Source organism: Pseudonocardia sp., from assembly GCF_029263155.1.
GTDB lineage: Bacteria > Actinomycetota > Actinomycetes > Mycobacteriales > Pseudonocardiaceae > Pseudonocardia.
In genome coordinates this window covers 1-13,908 of sequence record NZ_JAJCYB010000121.1, presented here as the reverse complement: position 1 = coordinate 13,908, position 13,908 = coordinate 1, and the positions used below count along the sequence as shown (strand labels likewise).

Here is a 13,908-nt window from a genome sequence, read left to right as displayed (position 1 = left end):
TGGTTCCACCGGTTCGGGTGAGGGGGCCCCGTCCGGGCGGCCGGACCGCCGGGGAGGATCGGGCCCGTGACCCCCGACCCGTTCGCCGACTCCGTCGCCGCGGCAGCCGTCCGGCTGTCCGGCGTCGCCCGCACCACCCCGCTGCAGCGCAACTCCCGCCTCAGCGACGCCACCGGAGCGCACGTGTGGCTCAAACGCGAGGACCTGCAGGTCGGGCGCTCCTACAAGCTCCGGGGCGCCTACAACCTGCTCGCCGGCCTCGGCCCGGCCGAGCGGGCGGCCGGTGCGGTGTGCGCGAGCGCGGGCAACCACGGGCAGGGAGTGGCCTACGCCTGCGCGCGCCTGGGGATCCGGGGCCGGGTGCACGTGCCGAGCACCACGCCACGGCAGAAGCGGGAGCGGATCGTCGCGCTGGGCGGGAGCGCGGTGGACCTGGTCGTCGGCGGCGACACCTACGACGAGGCCGCGGCCGCCGCCGCCGAGCACGCCGCGGACACCGGCGCCACCGTCGTCCCCGCCTTCGACGACGTGCGCACGATCGCCGGGCAGGGCACGGTCGCCGTCGAGGTGCTCGACCAGCTCGCCCACCCGCCCGACGTCGTCGTGGTCCCGGTCGGGGGCGGTGGACTGCTGGCCGGGGTCGGCGGCTGGCTGGCGGCACGGCACCCCGGGGTGCGGGTCGTCGGCGTGGAGCCGGCCGGCGCGGCCAGCATGACGGCCGCGCTGGCGGCCGGGGAGCCCGTGACGCTGGCCGAGCTGGACACCTTCGTCGACGGGGCCGCCGTGCGCCGCGTCGGTGACGCCGGGTTCGGCCTGATCCGCGACTGCGGCGCCGAGCTCGTGACCGTCGACGAGGGCCGCGTCTGCACCGAGATGCTCGACCTCTACCAGACCGACGGGATCATCGCCGAACCTGCGGGCGCGCTGGCCGCGGCCGCCCTGGACGCCTTCGACCTCGCCCCCGGGTCCACCGTCGTGTGCCTGCTGTCCGGTGGCAACAACGACGTCAGCCGCTACGCCGAGGTCGTCGAGCGCTCGCTCGTGCACCGCGGCCTCAAGCACTATTTCCTCGTGGAGTTCCCGCAGGAGCCCGGCGCGCTGCGCCGCTTCCTCGACGAGGTGCTGGGCCCCGACGACGACATCGTGCTGTTCGAGTACGTCAAGCGCGACAACCGCGAGACCGGCGCGGCCCTGTGCGGCATCGAGCTCGCCGATCGGGACGGCTACGAGCCGCTGTGGAAGCGGATGGAGGCGAGCCCGCTGAAGATCCAGCTGGTGGCCCCGGGCAGCACGGCGTACCGGTTCCTGATCTGAACCGCCGGGCCGCCCACGTCCGAACAGCCGGATGGACCGGCGGCCGCCGGGGGTGGAGGGGACAACCACGCGGCGGCCGCCGGTGCGCAACCGGCAGGGGGCACCCTCACCGGCACGCGCTACCGAGCGTAGCGATCACCCACCGTGATGGCCCGGTGTGGGGGGATCACGCCCGACATACGCTTCGCCCATGGTCCGGTTCGCGGTGGCGGTACGCCCGCCCGCCGAGGTGCTCAGCAGGCTCGCTGCCTGGGAGCGCCCCGATCTCGCCGGGGTCCACTGGTCGGTGCCCGAGCAGTGGATCGTGAAGGTCCGGCCGCTCGGGCACGTGCCCGACCAGGTGGTGAGCCCCCTGCTCGACGCGCTGGACGCCGAGCTCGACGGTGCTCCCGCCGCACGCTGCGTGCTGGGCCCGCGGACCGTGCGCCTGGGCGGGCAGTGGCTCGGAGCACCGGTGTCGGGCCTCAACGCGCTCGGCGCCGCGGTGTTCGACGCCACCCGCGAGCTCGTGCCCGTCACCCACCCGCAGCCGTTCCGCGCCGACCTCGTGCTCGCTCGCGGGAAGGTGCCGCGCGAGCTGGCCGGCCTCCCCGTCGACGCGCGGTGGACGGCCCGGGAGGTCGTGCTCGTCGCCGACCGGTCCGCTCCCGGCCGACCGCGGTTCGACGACCTGGGCGGGATCTCATTCGGCGGGTGAGGGCGGCTTGCTGCTGGTCCGGACGTTGCGGACGATGTCGCGCCCGAACGTGACGTCGAGGCGCTCGGCCACGGCCAGCTCCAGCACCGCGAGCATGGCGTCGCCGGAGACCCTGCGCAGGTTGCCGATCACCTCGTAGAGCCGCGGCCACTGGTCGTCGGGGCGCCCCTCGGCGTCGAAGGGCTGCCAGATCTCGCCGAGGAACAGGTCGACGTAGACCTTCGCGATGCCGTCGGCGTGCTGGCGCAGCTGCTCCACGACGTCGAGCGAGCGGGTCATCGGGACACCCATCTCGGTCATCGCCTGCGCGGCCGCCATCAGCCGCGGGCTCGTCTCCTCGTACTGGCCCTCGCTGATCTCGGTCAGCAGCCCCATCTTCTGCGCCCGCTTGACCAGGTTCGGGTCGGTCTCGGAGAACCGCTCCACCAGCTCGGCCAGGGTGACGATCTGCCGGTCCTCCACCGCGAACAGGCTGCGGACGGTGCGGATGAAGCGCACGACCTGCTCGGTCGAGCCCCCGGTGGTGTCGAGCAGCTTCTTGATGACGTCGAGCTTGACGCCCTCGCCCTGCAGCTCCTTAATCAGGTCCAGGCGCGCCTCGTGACCCGGCCCGTAGTAGCCGGTACGGGCCCTGACCTGGGGCGGAGGAAGCAGCCCGCGGGCCTGGTAGGCGCGGATGTTGCGGACGGTGACGCCGCTGACGCGGGCCAGCTCGTCGATGGTCCGCCATTCGACATCGTCTTCGCCCTCGAACATGTGACACACGATAACAGGCCCCTCGTGTTGCTATGTGACATCGCACTGTGCTGCACTGATGTCATGTTCAAGGCGATGGCCGCGCTCACCACCCCGTTGCTCCCCGAGGACTACCTGTCACTGGTCGACCCGCTGTGGTCCACCACCGAACTGCGTGGCCGGGTCGTCGGGATCCGCCGGGAGACCGCCCGCGCCACCACGCTCACCATCCGCCCCGGCCGCGCGTGGACCGGCCACCGCGCCGGCCAGTACGTGCGCATCGGCGTCGACATCGACGGGGTGCGGCACTGGCGCACCTACTCGCTGTCCGGACCCGAGGGCGACGAGAACATCACCATCACCGTGCAGGCGCTGCCCGACGGGCTCGTCTCGCGGCACCTCGTCGACGACACCGCGGTCGGCGCGATCGTGCGGCTGGAGCAGGCGGCGGGCGACTTCGTCCTGCCCTCCCCCGTGCCGGCGAAGCTGCTGATGGTCACCGCCGGCAGCGGCATCACGCCCGTCATGAGCATGCTGCGGACGCTCGGCGCGCACCCGGACGTGGTCGTCCTGCACAGCGCCCCGACCCCCGCCGAGGTCGTCTTCGGCGACGAGCTGCGCGCGCGGCCCGGCACCACCGTCCGGCACACCACGGAGCACGGCCGCCTCGACCTCGCCGAGCTCGACACGCTGTGTCCCGACTGGCGCGACCGCGAGGCCTACGTCTGCGGCCCGGCCGGGCTGCTCGACGCGGCCACCGAGCACTGGGCGGCCGAGAACGACGGACGCGGCCTGGACCGCCTGCACGTCGAGCGCTTCACCCCGCCCGTACGCAGCACGGGCGGCACCGGCGGCACCGTCACGTTCGGTGATCGGGACGTCGACGTCGATCCCGGTGCCAGCCTCCTCGAGGCCGGAGAGGACGCCGGCGTGCTCCTGCCCAGCGGCTGCCGCATGGGCATCTGCTTGCGCTGCGTCGTCCCGCTGCGCGACGGCCAGGTGCGCGACCTGCGCACCGGCGAGATCCACGGCGAGCCCGGCGACCTGGTCCAGACCTGCATCACCGGGGCGACCGGCCCGGCCCGCCTCGACATCTCCTGAGAGGAGCTCCCGATGACCAGCACCCTCGACACTCCCACCGGCACCCCCGGCCCGCCGGTCCGCACCGTCGCCTCGCGCCCCTCCCCGGTGGCCGCCGGGCTGAGCGCCGCGCAGGTGGAGGAGCTGGGCAGGCGCCTGGACGCGATCCGCGACCGGGTCGTCGCCTCCCGGGGCGCCGACGACGCCGCCTACATCCACTCCGTGATCCGGACGCAGCGCTACCTGGAGATCGGCGGCCGCGCGCTGCTGTTCACCGGGGTCCTGCCGCCCGCGTGGATCGCCGGCACCGCGATGCTCTCGGCGTCGAAGATCCTGGAGAACATGGAGCTGGGCCACAACGTCATGCACGGCCAGTGGGACTGGATGCGCGACCCGAAGATCCACTCCAGCACGTGGGAGTGGGACAACACCAGCCCGGCCGCGGCGTGGAAGTACACCCACAACTACGAACACCACACTTACACCAACGTCGTCGGCCGCGACCGCGACGTGGGGTACGGGATCCTGCGCATGTCCGACGAGCAGCCCTGGCGGCCCTACTACCTGGGCAACCCGCTGTGGAACGCGCTGCTGGCGACGTTCTTCCAGTGGGGCGTCGCACTGCACGACCTGGAGGCGGAGAAGATCGCCTCGGGCGAGAAGAGCCTGCGGTCGGTCTGGCCGCAGCTCAAGGCGATCGGGCGCAAGGTGCGCCGGCAGTTCACCAAGGACTACATGGTCTTCCCGGCCCTGGCGGGCCCCTTCTTCCTGCCCGTGCTGGCCGGCAACGCCACGGCCAACCTGGTGCGCAACCTCTGGTCGCACGCGATCATCTTCTGCGGGCACTTCCCCGACGGCGCCGTCCAGTTCTCCGAGGAGCAGCTGGAGGACGAGACGCGGGGCCAGTGGTACCTGCGGCAGATGCTGGGCTCGGCCAACCTCGACGGCGGCCCCCTGTTCCACCTGATGACGGGCAACCTCAGCTTCCAGATCGAGCACCACCTGTTCCCCGACCTGCCCAGCAACCGCTACGCCGAGATCGCCCCGGAGATCCGGGCGATCTGCGCGGAGTACGGCCTGGAGTACACCTCCGGCCCGCTGTGGACGCAGTACGCCCAGGTCCTGCGCACGATCAACCGCCTGGCCCTGCCCCCGAGGAGGGCGGCGCCCGCGCCGTCGGCCGTCCCCCCGGTGCCGACCCCCGCGCCGCGGCCGGCCGCCTGATCCACGTTGCAGCAAGGCCACCTTCATGCAGTCTGGTTGCGTGAAGGTGGCCTTGCTGCAATCGGGCCGGGCCCCCTCGCGAGCGGCACGCGGCGGGTCGGGTGAGACGCGCGTCGCGCCGCACGGGCGCGCCGTGACCGCGGCGGGCCGGGATACTGGGAGCCATGCCCGCACCGACCACGCCTCCGACCTCCACCGATGTGCTCGTGGTGGGGGCCGGGCCGGCCGGGTCCGCGGCCGCGGCGTGGGCGGCCCGGCACGGGCGCGACGTCGTGCTCGCCGACTCCGCCACGTTCCCGCGCGACAAGCCGTGCGGCGACGGCCTCACCCCGCGGGCCATCGCGGAGCTGCAGAAGCTCGACCTCGGAGACTGGGTGCGCACCCACGGCACCAACCGCGGCCTGCGCGCCACCGGCTTCGGGCAGGTGCTGGAGCTGCCGTGGCCCGGCGGGTCGCTGCCCGACCACGGCGGTGCCGTCCCCCGCGTGGAGCTCGACGCCCGCATCCGCGACGCCGCACTGAAGGATGGCGCCGTCCCGGTCGAGGGGGCGAAGGCGGTCGACGTGGTCCGCGACGGCGACCGCGTCACCGGCGTCGTGTTCGAGAACGGCGCCACGATCGGCTGCGAGCGACTGGTCGTCGCCGACGGGGCGCGCTCCACGCTGGGCCGCGTGCTGGGCCGGGAGTGGCACAAGGACACCGCGTACGGCGTGGCCGCGCGCGGGTACGTGAGATCGGGCCGCAGCGACGACCCGTGGATCTCCTCGCACCTGGAGCTGCGCGGCGAGCAGGACGAGGTGCTGGCCGGCTACGGATGGGTGTTCCCGCTCTCCGACGGGGAGGTCAACATCGGCGTCGGCACGCTCGCCACCGCGAAGCGTCCGGCCCAGATCCGGCTGCGTTCCCTGATCGAGCACTACACCGACGCCCGCCGCGAGGACTGGCAGCTCGACGGCCCGGTGCGCGCCCCGATGTCGGCGTTGCTGCCGATGGGTGGCGCGGTGTCGGGCGTCGCGGGCCGCAACTGGGCGCTGATCGGCGACGCCGCGGGTTGCGTCAACCCGCTCAACGGCGAGGGGATCGACTACGGCCTGGAGACCGGGCGCCTGGCCGCCGAGCTGATCGCGGACGAACGGGATCTCGGCAGCGCCTGGCCCGCCACCCTGCGCACGCACTACGGCCAGGCGTTCTCCATCGCCCGCCGCCTGGCCGGGCTGCTGACCGTTCCGAAGCTGCTCCCCCTGGCCGGCCCGGTCGGCATGCGCTCGCGCGCCCTGATGACGGTGGCGCTCCGCGTCATGGGCAACCTGGTCACCGACGAGGACCGCGACCTGACCGCGCGGGCCTGGCGCGCGGCCGGCAGGCTCAGCCTGCGCCTGGACCCCAGGCCCCCCTTCCCAGCAGCCGACCTCCTCCGCTGAGCCCACCCGCCGCACTTCGGAGCCATACTGCTGGTCCAGGCGCCCCAGAACAGCACTGTGGCTCCGACGTGCGGCGGTGGGGGTGGGGACACATGCGTGCGGACGCGATCGCCGCGGAGCGGGCGGCCACGGCCGAGCGGATCGCCTCGCTCGCCGCGCAGGTCGCGGCGCTGGCCGAGCAGCAGGCGCTCACCACCCACGACGACGAGCACGATCCCGAGGGCGTCACCATCGGCTACGAGCGCGCTCAGCTGCAGGGCCTGCTGGCGGGCGCCCGCGCCGACCTCGACGCCCTCGACCGCGCCGCCGCCCGACTGTCCGCGGGCACCTACGGCCGGTGCCTGCGCTGCGGGCGCCCGATCGCGCCCGAGCGCCTCGACGCCCTGCCCGCCGCGGAGACGTGCATCGCCTGCGCGGGGTCCCGGCGGCCCGGTCGGTGAGACCGTCCCGGCGACCACGTATTTTCCGGCCACCCCGATGGCTCCTGGAGTGCATGCCCCGCACATTCCTCGTTTGCTCCCTGCTCGTGCTGCTCGCCGCCACCGGCTGCGGCGCCCCCGCCCCGGCGGCTCCCGCCTCCGGCACGCCCGAGGTGATCTCGGCGGCCGAGGAGGCCCGCGGGGAACCGGCGGCCGACGCGGTCGACGCCTGCGCCCTGCTCTCCGAGGCCGAGGTCGAGGCGCTGATCGGCCCGAACGGCGGCGCGTCCCCGACCACCGGGGGCGGGGACGGAGGCGGGTGCACCTGGGAGAACCCCGAGAACTACCACTCGGTCACCCTGGACGTGGGCAGCTCCGGCACCGCGGCAGCCGGCGTGCTGCCCCCGCTGGACCCCGCATTCGGCCCGGAGCAGCCACTCGGTGACGGCATGCGCGCGCTGGCGGGCGCGGTCGAGTTCGTGGCGGCCGACCGGCTGTGCCTGGTGCAGGTCGCCACGAACGACACCACCGCCGAGGGCGACGAGCAGGCGGCGGTCCGGCTGGCCCGCCAGGTGCGCGACCTGCTCTGATCGGGCGCCTCGGCCCGCGCCTCGCGCGCCGGACAGGGTCTCGCGCGCTGCCGGCAGCGCGCGAGACGCAGGTCGGCGCGCGAACCGCGTCGCGCGCGCGGGATCCTCGCCGCGGGCGGTCCTAGGTTCCCTGCAGGTGCGCCCGGATGTCGGTCTTGAGCACCTTGCCCACCTTCGACCGGGGCAGGTCGGGCCAGAACTCCACCTGCTTGGGCGCCTTCACGCCGCCGATCCGTTCCTTGACGAACGCGCGCAGCTCCGGTTCCGTCGCCGCCGCCCCGGGTCGGAGCTGCACCACCGCGGTGACCCGCTCGCCCCACTTCTCGTCCGGAAGCCCCACCACCGCACAGTCGCGCACGGCCGGGTGCTCCATCAGCGCCTGCTCCACCTCCGCGGAGAACACGTTGAACCCGCCGGTGATGACCATGTCCTTGGCGCGGTCGACGATGTAGAGGTAGCCGTCGTCGTCGAGGTAGCCGATGTCGCCGGTGTGGTGCCAGCCGTGCGCCGACGCCTCCGCCGTGGCCTGCGGGTCCTTGTAGTACCCGGCCATCACCAGCGAGCTGCGTACGACGATCTCGCCGCGCTCGCCCGTGCCCAGCAGCGTGCCGTCCGACGCCATGATCGCGACGGTGACCAGGGGTGCGGGCTTCCCGGCCGACGACAGCCGCTCGACGGCGACGGATCCGTCGGGCCGGAAGTGGGCGGACGGCGCCATCATCGACACCATCATCGGCGCCTCGGACTGGCCGAACAGCTGCGCCATCACCGGCCCGATCGCGGTGAGCGCCTGCTCCAGCCGGGCCGGCGACATGGGCGCGGCGCCGTACCAGAAGCACTGCAACGAGGAGAGATCCGCTGCCGCCAGCTTCTCGTGGGCGAGCAGCATGTAGATCACCGTCGGCGGCAGGAACGTGTGCGTCACACGCCGGCGCGGCACGACGTCGAGGAACGCGTCGAGATCCGGCCCGGGCAGGATCACGACCTGCCCGCCGAGCGCCATCACCGGGAAGCAGAGCACGCCGGCGGCGTGCGTGAGCGGCGCCATCGCCAGGTAGACCGGTCGCCCCTCGTAGGGGTAGCCCATCAGCGTCAGCGCCGTCATCGTCTCGATGTTGCGGTCGGTGAGCTGCACGCCCTTCGGCCGGCCGGTCGTGCCCCCGGTACCGACGATCATGACGGTGTCGTCGGTCGTGCCCGCGTCGAAGTCGACGCCGTCTGCGAGCCACGCGTCGAGATCGTCCAGGCACACCTGCACCGTGGTCGAGGGCAGCTCCATCTCCGCGACCAGCGGCGCGTACGCCGCCGCGTAGATCAGGCAGGTGCAGTCGAACAGCTCCAGCAGCTCGGCGTTCTCGGCCGCGGAGTTGCGCGGGTTGATCGGGCACCACACCGCGCCGCGGCGGGCGATGCCGAACACCGTCGCGAACGCGACCGGGTCGTTGCCGGACAGGATGCCGACCTTGTCCCCCGCCGCCACGCCCGAGCGCGCGAGCGCCCGGGCGACGGCGTGGCTGTGGTCCTGCACGTCGCCGTAGGTCAGCGCCACGGAGTCGGTGACCAGACAGGGGGCGTCGCGGCCGAGCGACGCCCCCTTGTCCAGGTACTGGGTGAGACTCACATCCCCATACCGCCGTCGACCGGCAGGCCGATCCCGTTGACGAACCTCGAGGCGTCGGAGGCGAGGAACACCACGGCGTCGGCCATGTCGGCGACCTCGCCGAGGCGACCCGACGGCGTGAGCTCGATGACCGCACCGACGGCGGCCTCGGGGCTCTCGAACAGCCCCAGCCCCGAGGTCTCGACCGCGAGCTTCATGCCCATGTCGGTGGCGACCAGGCCCGGGTAGACGCAGTTGACGCGCACGCCGTAGCCGAGCTTGCCGGCCTCCATCGCGGCGACGCGGGTGAGCCGGTCGACACCCGCCTTGGTGGCGGAGTACCCCGCGATGGCGGGGAACGCGATGGTGGCGGCCACCGACGAGATGTTGATGATCGAGCCGCCGTTGCCGGCCGCGCCGCCGGGTCGCATGGCGCGCAGGCCGTGCTTGATGCCCAGCATGGTGCCGACGATGTTGACGTCGAGCATCTTGCGGACGTCGTCGGGATCGGTGTCGACGATGAGCTGCGTGACCTCGATGCCCGCGTTGTTGACGACGATGTCGAGCCCGCCGAACTCGGCGACGGTATGCGCGATCGCGGCCTCCCAGGCCGCGTCGTCGGTGACGTCGAGGGGCACGAAACCGGCCCCCTCCATACCGGCCGCGGTCTGCTCACCGGTGTCCTTGAGCACGTCGGCGAGCATCACCCGCGCTCCCGCCGCGGTCAGCGCCTGCGCCATCCCGGCGCCCAGCCCCCGGGCGCCGCCGGTGACCAGCGCGCGCCTCCCGGTCAGATCGAACTGCGTCATGCGCTCGCCTCTCGTCATCCTCGATGATGCGGATCACAACGTAGAAGTGGTGTTTGACGACTGTCAAGACTTTCTTGGACATCCGTCCAGACGACCGCCGGTTCGGGTAGGGTCCACTCGCCATGGCCACAGCCGTTCGTGCCTCCGACAAGTTCGAGGAACGCCGCCGCGAGCTCGCGGACGCGGCGCTCACCACGCTGTCCGAGCTCGGCTACGCCCGCACGAGCCTGCGCGAGATCGCCCAGAACTCGGCGTTCAGCCACGGCGTGCTGCACTACTACTTCCGCGACAAGGTCGACCTGATCACCTACTGCGTGCGGCAGTACAAGGCGACCTGCGTGCTGCGCTACGACCAGATCGTCACCACCGCCACCACGCCCGAGGACCTCGCCGGGGGCTTCGCGGACGGCCTCGTCGCCACGCTCGTCGAGGACGCCCGGATGCACCGCCTCTGGTACGACCTGCGCTCGCAGGCCCTGTTCGAGGAGTCGTTCCGCGCCGACGTCCTCGACATCGACGCCACGCTGGAGCGCATGGTCTGGCGTATCGTCAGCCGCTACGGCGAGCTACGGGGCGAGCCGGTGCCCACCCCGCCCGCCATGACCTACGCGATGTTCGACGGACTGTTCCAGCAGGCCCTGCTCCAGCACTTCGCCGGCTCGCCGACGGCCGCCACCGACCTGCACGACCGGGCGCTCGACCTCCTCGGCCGCCTGCTGCCGTGATCGGCGACCCGCTGGTCCCGGACCGGATCTCGCTGCGGTACGTGTTCCCGGACGGGATCGCCGCCGGCCGGCCGTAGAGTGCCCGCATGGCGCGGACGATCAGGTTCCACGAGACCGGCGGGCCGGAGGTGCTGCGCATCGAGGACCTGCCGGTCCGGACACCCGGTCCGGGCGAGGTGCGGATCCGGGTCGACGCCATCGGGCTCAACCGCGCGGAGGTCAACTTCCGGCGCGGCACCTACCTGGAGGAGCCGGTCCTGCCCGCCGGGCTCGGGTCCGAGGCGGCGGGCGAGGTGCTGGAGACCGGCCCGGACGTGCAGCGCTGGCGACCGGGCGACCCCGTCTGCGTCGTCCCGGCGTTCTCGCAGAACGACTACCCGGTCTACGCGGAGGAGGCCGTGGTCCCGGCCGCGGCGCTGCTGGCCAGGCCGCCCGGGATGGACGCGGTGACGGGTGCGGCGATCTGGATGCCCTACGTCACCGTGTACGGGATGGTGCAGGAGACCGTGCGGGTGCGCCCGGGCGACCACGTCGTCGTCACCGCGGCGGCCAACAGCATCGGGCTCGCGGCGGTGCAGGTGCTGCGCCACCTCGGGGCGCTCCCGATCGCCACCGTCACCGCGGCGACCGGCCGGGACGCCCTGCGCGACGCCGGTGCGGCGGCCGTCCTCGTCGACGACGGGTCCGACCTGGCCCCCGTGCTGCGCGACGCCACCGGAGGGGCGGGCGCCGATCTCGTCCTCGACGCCGTCGGCGGCCCCCGGGTCGCGGAGCTCGTGCGGGCGTGCGCGCGCGGGGCCACCGTGATCGTGCACGGCGGGCTCTCCGGCGAGCCCACTCCGCTGCCCGGCGGCCGCCACGCGCCGGTGTGGATGCGCCGCTACACCGTCTTCGAGATCACCGGGGACCCCGCCGCCCTGCGGCGCGCCGAGCACTTCGTGCGCGCCGGACTGGCGTCGGGCGCGCTGACGCCGTCGGTCGACCGGGTCTTCGCGTTCGACGACGTCGCCACCGCGCACGCCTACGTCGACTCACCGGACCGGACGCCGGGCAAGCCGGTGCTGCGGGTGGGCCCTACTTCCCGGTGATGATGCCGCCGGAGCCGCCGTCCTTCTTGTCCCTCTTCTCGGCGCGCTTCTCCTTGATGGACTTGCCGGACTTCTTGCTCGCGGACTGGCGGGGCGACTTGTCGGACATCGGAACTCCCTGACGCGCCGGGCGCGGTAGGCCGAGCGGGGCCGCCGGGATACCGGTCCGGGCGCACATCCGTCTCAGGTGCCGGACACGGCGTGCGGGACGGGAGGAGTCCCGGGCGGCCGAGGGGCCGACGCTACGCGCGGGACCGCTCCGGGTCCAGGCGCTCGGGTTGGAGGATCCCCATTCGCGGCGTCGCGGTAGCGGCCGTCGGCGCCGCGATGGATGTGGTCGATCGTGCGGCGGCGCGAGTGAGAACCCTGCCGCGCCCGGGTACCCGGTGCCATGACGTCCACAGGTGATGAGCACGGCCGGGCCGATCCCCCCGTACCGGGGGTCGGAGGCGCGCCGGAGAGTTCGGCGGACGGGCAGCAGGGCCTGAAGCTGCACGCCGGGATCGCCGCGATCGCCACCGTGCTCTGCGTGCTGGTGACGGTGGTGTTCGTCGGGCTCGGGTCCTGGGTGCTGGCGGTCCTGTTCGCGCTGGTCGCGCTGGCCTCGGCCGGGGCGTTCGGGCTGGCGGTGGCGCACCGGCGCCGCGGGCGCCGGCTCGGCGGGACCCGCGGCCGCCGGTAGCGCGGCACCGCCTGCGCCACGGCGGATGGAGCCACCGGGCTGTCGGGCGGGCTGTTCGCCGACCTGGGCCGCGCCCAGCATCACGAGTCCGCCCTCCGGTTGGACCACAGCATCGCCGCGATCACCAGCGCGGCACCACCCACCCACGGCCCGAGCGTCCACAGCATCATCCCGGCGAGCACCACGATCCCGCTCCACAGCGGGAACGTGGTCGTCGCCGCATGTCGCTGCTCGCCCTCGACGATCGCCTGCCAGTCGTCGTCCGGCGGGACCGAGCCCCCGGATCCGGTGGGGAACGGCCGTGACCGGTCGTACCGCTCGTCGCGCTCTGGCATCTGATCCTCCTGGTTCTCCGTTGCCGTTGTCGGCTCGTCCGAGCTACGCGCTAGACGAGGAAGACCTCGTGGGTCGCCACCGCGCAGGCCGAGCCGCCCGGATGCCGTGGCAGGGCGGACTGCTTCGCGAGCCGGACCCGGTCGGGCAGCCGCAACCGCCGGACCCGGTCCCAGGGCAGGTCCGGGCACCGGTCCCCCGCGGTGACGAGGTAGCGGACCAGCCGCACCCGGTAGGCGTGGCAGACCAGCTCGGCCGCGCGCCCGACGATGTCGTGATCGGGATGCCCGTCGTGCTGCCACGGCGCCACGCAGATCAGCCGGCCCGGATCTGGATCGTGCCCGATCAGCTCGCTCAGGGCGGCGACCACGTCCGTCTCCCCGTGGCCGTGATGGGGCGCGGTGAGCGCCAGCCGGGAACGGCGTACCGGCCCCAGCCCCAGCAGCCGCAACCGTCGGTCCTGTCCGGAGCGGCGGCGGGCCAGCTCCCGCGCGGTGGTGTCGTCGACCGCTCCGTGCGGGGCGCCGTCGTGCCCGGTCACCTCCAGCACGTCCACGGTCGGGCCGGCCGCGGCCAGGCGGACCAGCAGCCCGCCCGCCGCGCACAGCTCCTCGTCCAGGTGCGCGGACACGACGACCACCCGCGGGCCGCGCCGGATCCGGATCGGCGCGACGTCCGGCAGGCGCTCGGCCCACGGCCCGTCCGCCCCGTCGACGACGGACGCGGCCCGCCACACGTCGCAGGGCGGCGGCCCGGTCGGGCCCCAGGTGATCGCGTGCATCCGTCCGGCTACCCGGTGGTGGGCCCGGTATGCGGCCGTCAGGCCATCGTCAGGCGGGCCGGGTCCGTCGTCAGACGTGGTCGCGCGGGATCGTCTCGCGCCAGCTGTGCGCGAAGACCCGCTGCGCTCCCTCGTACGCGTCGAGCTGGGCGTAGAGGTGGAAGTCGGTGGGGGTCGAGGTGAGCACGGTCCGCCCGACGGTCTCGACCCGCCAGTCGGCGCGGCCGAAACCCATCGTCCAGGTGGTCTCCCCGCGCACCGAGCCGACGTCGTCATTGGTAGTCAGGGGCGCAGGGACCGCGTAGCGGTCCTGTTTCCCCATCCCCCTTTCAATCCGTACGTGCGGTTTTCCCGCATACGGCTTACCGACGATCTTCTGGACATGGTTACGCCGCCCTCGGGTATCGGAT

At 73.5% G+C, this 13,908-nt stretch carries 17 protein-coding genes; 10 read left to right on the top strand and 7 right to left on the bottom strand.

The window, feature by feature from the left end; genetic code table 11:
• Positions 1-66 precede the first annotated feature (66 nt).
• Positions 67-1,314 (top strand): threonine ammonia-lyase IlvA, encoded by a 1,248-nt coding sequence (gene ilvA, locus Q1K26_RS25925; protein WP_300018515.1) that lies wholly within the window; start codon positions 67-69, stop codon positions 1,312-1,314.
• A gap of 190 nt (positions 1,315-1,504) precedes the next feature.
• Positions 1,505-2,011, top strand: coding sequence for a hypothetical protein (locus tag Q1K26_RS25920; protein ID WP_300018512.1), 507 nt, complete (start codon positions 1,505-1,507; stop codon positions 2,009-2,011).
• Here the strand turns inward: Q1K26_RS25920 and Q1K26_RS25915 are convergent.
• Positions 1,997-2,767: a MerR family transcriptional regulator gene (locus Q1K26_RS25915; protein WP_300018509.1), complete on the bottom strand. Its 771-nt coding sequence runs from the start codon at positions 2,765-2,767 to the stop codon at positions 1,997-1,999. The genes Q1K26_RS25920 and Q1K26_RS25915 overlap by 15 nt on opposite strands.
• A gap of 63 nt (positions 2,768-2,830) precedes the next feature.
• On the opposite strand from Q1K26_RS25915, the gene Q1K26_RS25910 reads away from it, so the two are divergent.
• The 5 genes from Q1K26_RS25910 (at position 2,831) to Q1K26_RS25890 (ending at position 7,480) form a co-directional block, all read left to right on the top strand.
• Complete coding sequence (locus Q1K26_RS25910) at positions 2,831-3,847, top strand: ferredoxin reductase (protein ID WP_300018506.1); 1,017 nt, start codon at positions 2,831-2,833, stop codon at positions 3,845-3,847.
• Positions 3,848-3,859: 12 nt separating this feature from the next.
• Positions 3,860-5,050: an acyl-CoA desaturase gene (locus Q1K26_RS25905; RefSeq protein WP_300018503.1), complete on the top strand. Its 1,191-nt coding sequence runs from the start codon at positions 3,860-3,862 to the stop codon at positions 5,048-5,050.
• Positions 5,051-5,214: 164 nt separating this feature from the next.
• On the top strand, positions 5,215-6,471 hold the full coding sequence (locus Q1K26_RS25900; RefSeq protein WP_300018500.1) for a geranylgeranyl reductase family protein: 1,257 nt from the start codon (positions 5,215-5,217) through the stop codon (positions 6,469-6,471).
• 92 nt (positions 6,472-6,563) lie between these two features.
• Positions 6,564-6,911 (top strand): TraR/DksA C4-type zinc finger protein, encoded by a 348-nt coding sequence (locus Q1K26_RS25895; RefSeq protein ID WP_300018497.1) that lies wholly within the window; start codon positions 6,564-6,566, stop codon positions 6,909-6,911.
• A gap of 53 nt (positions 6,912-6,964) precedes the next feature.
• A complete protein-coding gene (locus Q1K26_RS25890) occupies positions 6,965-7,480 on the top strand; it encodes a hypothetical protein (protein ID WP_300018494.1) in 516 nt (171 codons plus the stop codon).
• A gap of 121 nt (positions 7,481-7,601) precedes the next feature.
• Here the strand turns inward: Q1K26_RS25890 and Q1K26_RS25885 are convergent, their stop codons facing one another.
• On the bottom strand, positions 7,602-9,101 hold the full coding sequence (locus Q1K26_RS25885; RefSeq protein ID WP_300018491.1) for a long-chain fatty acid--CoA ligase: 1,500 nt from the start codon (positions 9,099-9,101) through the stop codon (positions 7,602-7,604).
• Complete coding sequence (locus tag Q1K26_RS25880; protein WP_300018488.1) at positions 9,098-9,889, bottom strand: SDR family oxidoreductase; 792 nt, start codon at positions 9,887-9,889, stop codon at positions 9,098-9,100. Before Q1K26_RS25880 ends, Q1K26_RS25885 begins: the two co-directional genes overlap by 4 nt.
• A gap of 122 nt (positions 9,890-10,011) precedes the next feature.
• Between Q1K26_RS25880 and Q1K26_RS25875 the strand changes: the two genes are divergently transcribed.
• Entirely contained in the window at positions 10,012-10,614 is a 603-nt protein-coding gene (locus Q1K26_RS25875) for a TetR/AcrR family transcriptional regulator (RefSeq protein WP_300018485.1), read from the top strand.
• An 86-nt stretch (positions 10,615-10,700) separates the two neighbouring features.
• Positions 10,701-11,702 (top strand): zinc-dependent alcohol dehydrogenase family protein, encoded by a 1,002-nt coding sequence (locus Q1K26_RS25870; protein ID WP_300018481.1) that lies wholly within the window; start codon positions 10,701-10,703, stop codon positions 11,700-11,702.
• Here Q1K26_RS25870 and Q1K26_RS25865 read toward each other — a convergent pair.
• Positions 11,689-11,811, bottom strand: a complete 123-nt coding sequence (locus tag Q1K26_RS25865) for a hypothetical protein (RefSeq protein WP_300018478.1) — start codon at positions 11,809-11,811, stop codon at positions 11,689-11,691. The two genes, Q1K26_RS25870 and Q1K26_RS25865, sit on opposite strands and share 14 nt — an antisense overlap.
• A 282-nt stretch (positions 11,812-12,093) precedes the next feature.
• On the opposite strand from Q1K26_RS25865, the gene Q1K26_RS25860 reads away from it, so the two are divergent.
• Positions 12,094-12,384, top strand: a complete 291-nt coding sequence (locus Q1K26_RS25860) for a hypothetical protein (RefSeq protein WP_300018475.1) — start codon at positions 12,094-12,096, stop codon at positions 12,382-12,384.
• Between the two features lie 80 nt (positions 12,385-12,464).
• On the opposite strand, the gene Q1K26_RS25855 is transcribed toward Q1K26_RS25860, so the two are convergent.
• From Q1K26_RS25855 to Q1K26_RS25845, 3 genes are all read right to left on the bottom strand, one after another.
• A complete protein-coding gene (locus Q1K26_RS25855; RefSeq protein WP_300018472.1) occupies positions 12,465-12,719 on the bottom strand; it encodes a hypothetical protein in 255 nt (84 codons plus the stop codon).
• 50 nt (positions 12,720-12,769) lie between these two features.
• Complete coding sequence (locus Q1K26_RS25850) at positions 12,770-13,498, bottom strand: PIG-L family deacetylase (protein ID WP_300018469.1); 729 nt, start codon at positions 13,496-13,498, stop codon at positions 12,770-12,772.
• A gap of 70 nt (positions 13,499-13,568) precedes the next feature.
• Positions 13,569-13,757, bottom strand: coding sequence for a hypothetical protein (locus tag Q1K26_RS25845; protein ID WP_300018466.1), 189 nt, complete (start codon positions 13,755-13,757; stop codon positions 13,569-13,571).
• Positions 13,758-13,908: the final 151 nt, after the last annotated feature.

Coding starts and splice junctions, on each gene's coding strand:
- Q1K26_RS25865 (WP_300018478.1), bottom strand. CDS start 11,811: ATGTCCGACAAGTCGCCCCGCCAGTCCGCGAGCAAGAAGTCCGGCAAG.
- Q1K26_RS25905 (WP_300018503.1), top strand. CDS start 3,860: ATGACCAGCACCCTCGACACTCCCACCGGCACCCCCGGCCCGCCGGTC.
- Q1K26_RS25915 (WP_300018509.1), bottom strand. CDS start 2,767: ATGTTCGAGGGCGAAGACGATGTCGAATGGCGGACCATCGACGAGCTG.
- Q1K26_RS25895 (WP_300018497.1), top strand. CDS start 6,564: ATGCGTGCGGACGCGATCGCCGCGGAGCGGGCGGCCACGGCCGAGCGG.
- Q1K26_RS25860 (WP_300018475.1), top strand. CDS start 12,094: ATGACGTCCACAGGTGATGAGCACGGCCGGGCCGATCCCCCCGTACCG.
- Q1K26_RS25890 (WP_300018494.1), top strand. CDS start 6,965: ATGCCCCGCACATTCCTCGTTTGCTCCCTGCTCGTGCTGCTCGCCGCC.
- Q1K26_RS25870 (WP_300018481.1), top strand. CDS start 10,701: ATGGCGCGGACGATCAGGTTCCACGAGACCGGCGGGCCGGAGGTGCTG.
- Q1K26_RS25920 (WP_300018512.1), top strand. CDS start 1,505: ATGGTCCGGTTCGCGGTGGCGGTACGCCCGCCCGCCGAGGTGCTCAGC.
- Q1K26_RS25900 (WP_300018500.1), top strand. CDS start 5,215: ATGCCCGCACCGACCACGCCTCCGACCTCCACCGATGTGCTCGTGGTG.
- Q1K26_RS25880 (WP_300018488.1), bottom strand. CDS start 9,889: ATGACGCAGTTCGATCTGACCGGGAGGCGCGCGCTGGTCACCGGCGGC.
- Q1K26_RS25850 (WP_300018469.1), bottom strand. CDS start 13,498: ATGCACGCGATCACCTGGGGCCCGACCGGGCCGCCGCCCTGCGACGTG.
- Q1K26_RS25875 (WP_300018485.1), top strand. CDS start 10,012: ATGGCCACAGCCGTTCGTGCCTCCGACAAGTTCGAGGAACGCCGCCGC.
- Q1K26_RS25855 (WP_300018472.1), bottom strand. CDS start 12,719: ATGCCAGAGCGCGACGAGCGGTACGACCGGTCACGGCCGTTCCCCACC.
- Q1K26_RS25910 (WP_300018506.1), top strand. CDS start 2,831: ATGTTCAAGGCGATGGCCGCGCTCACCACCCCGTTGCTCCCCGAGGAC.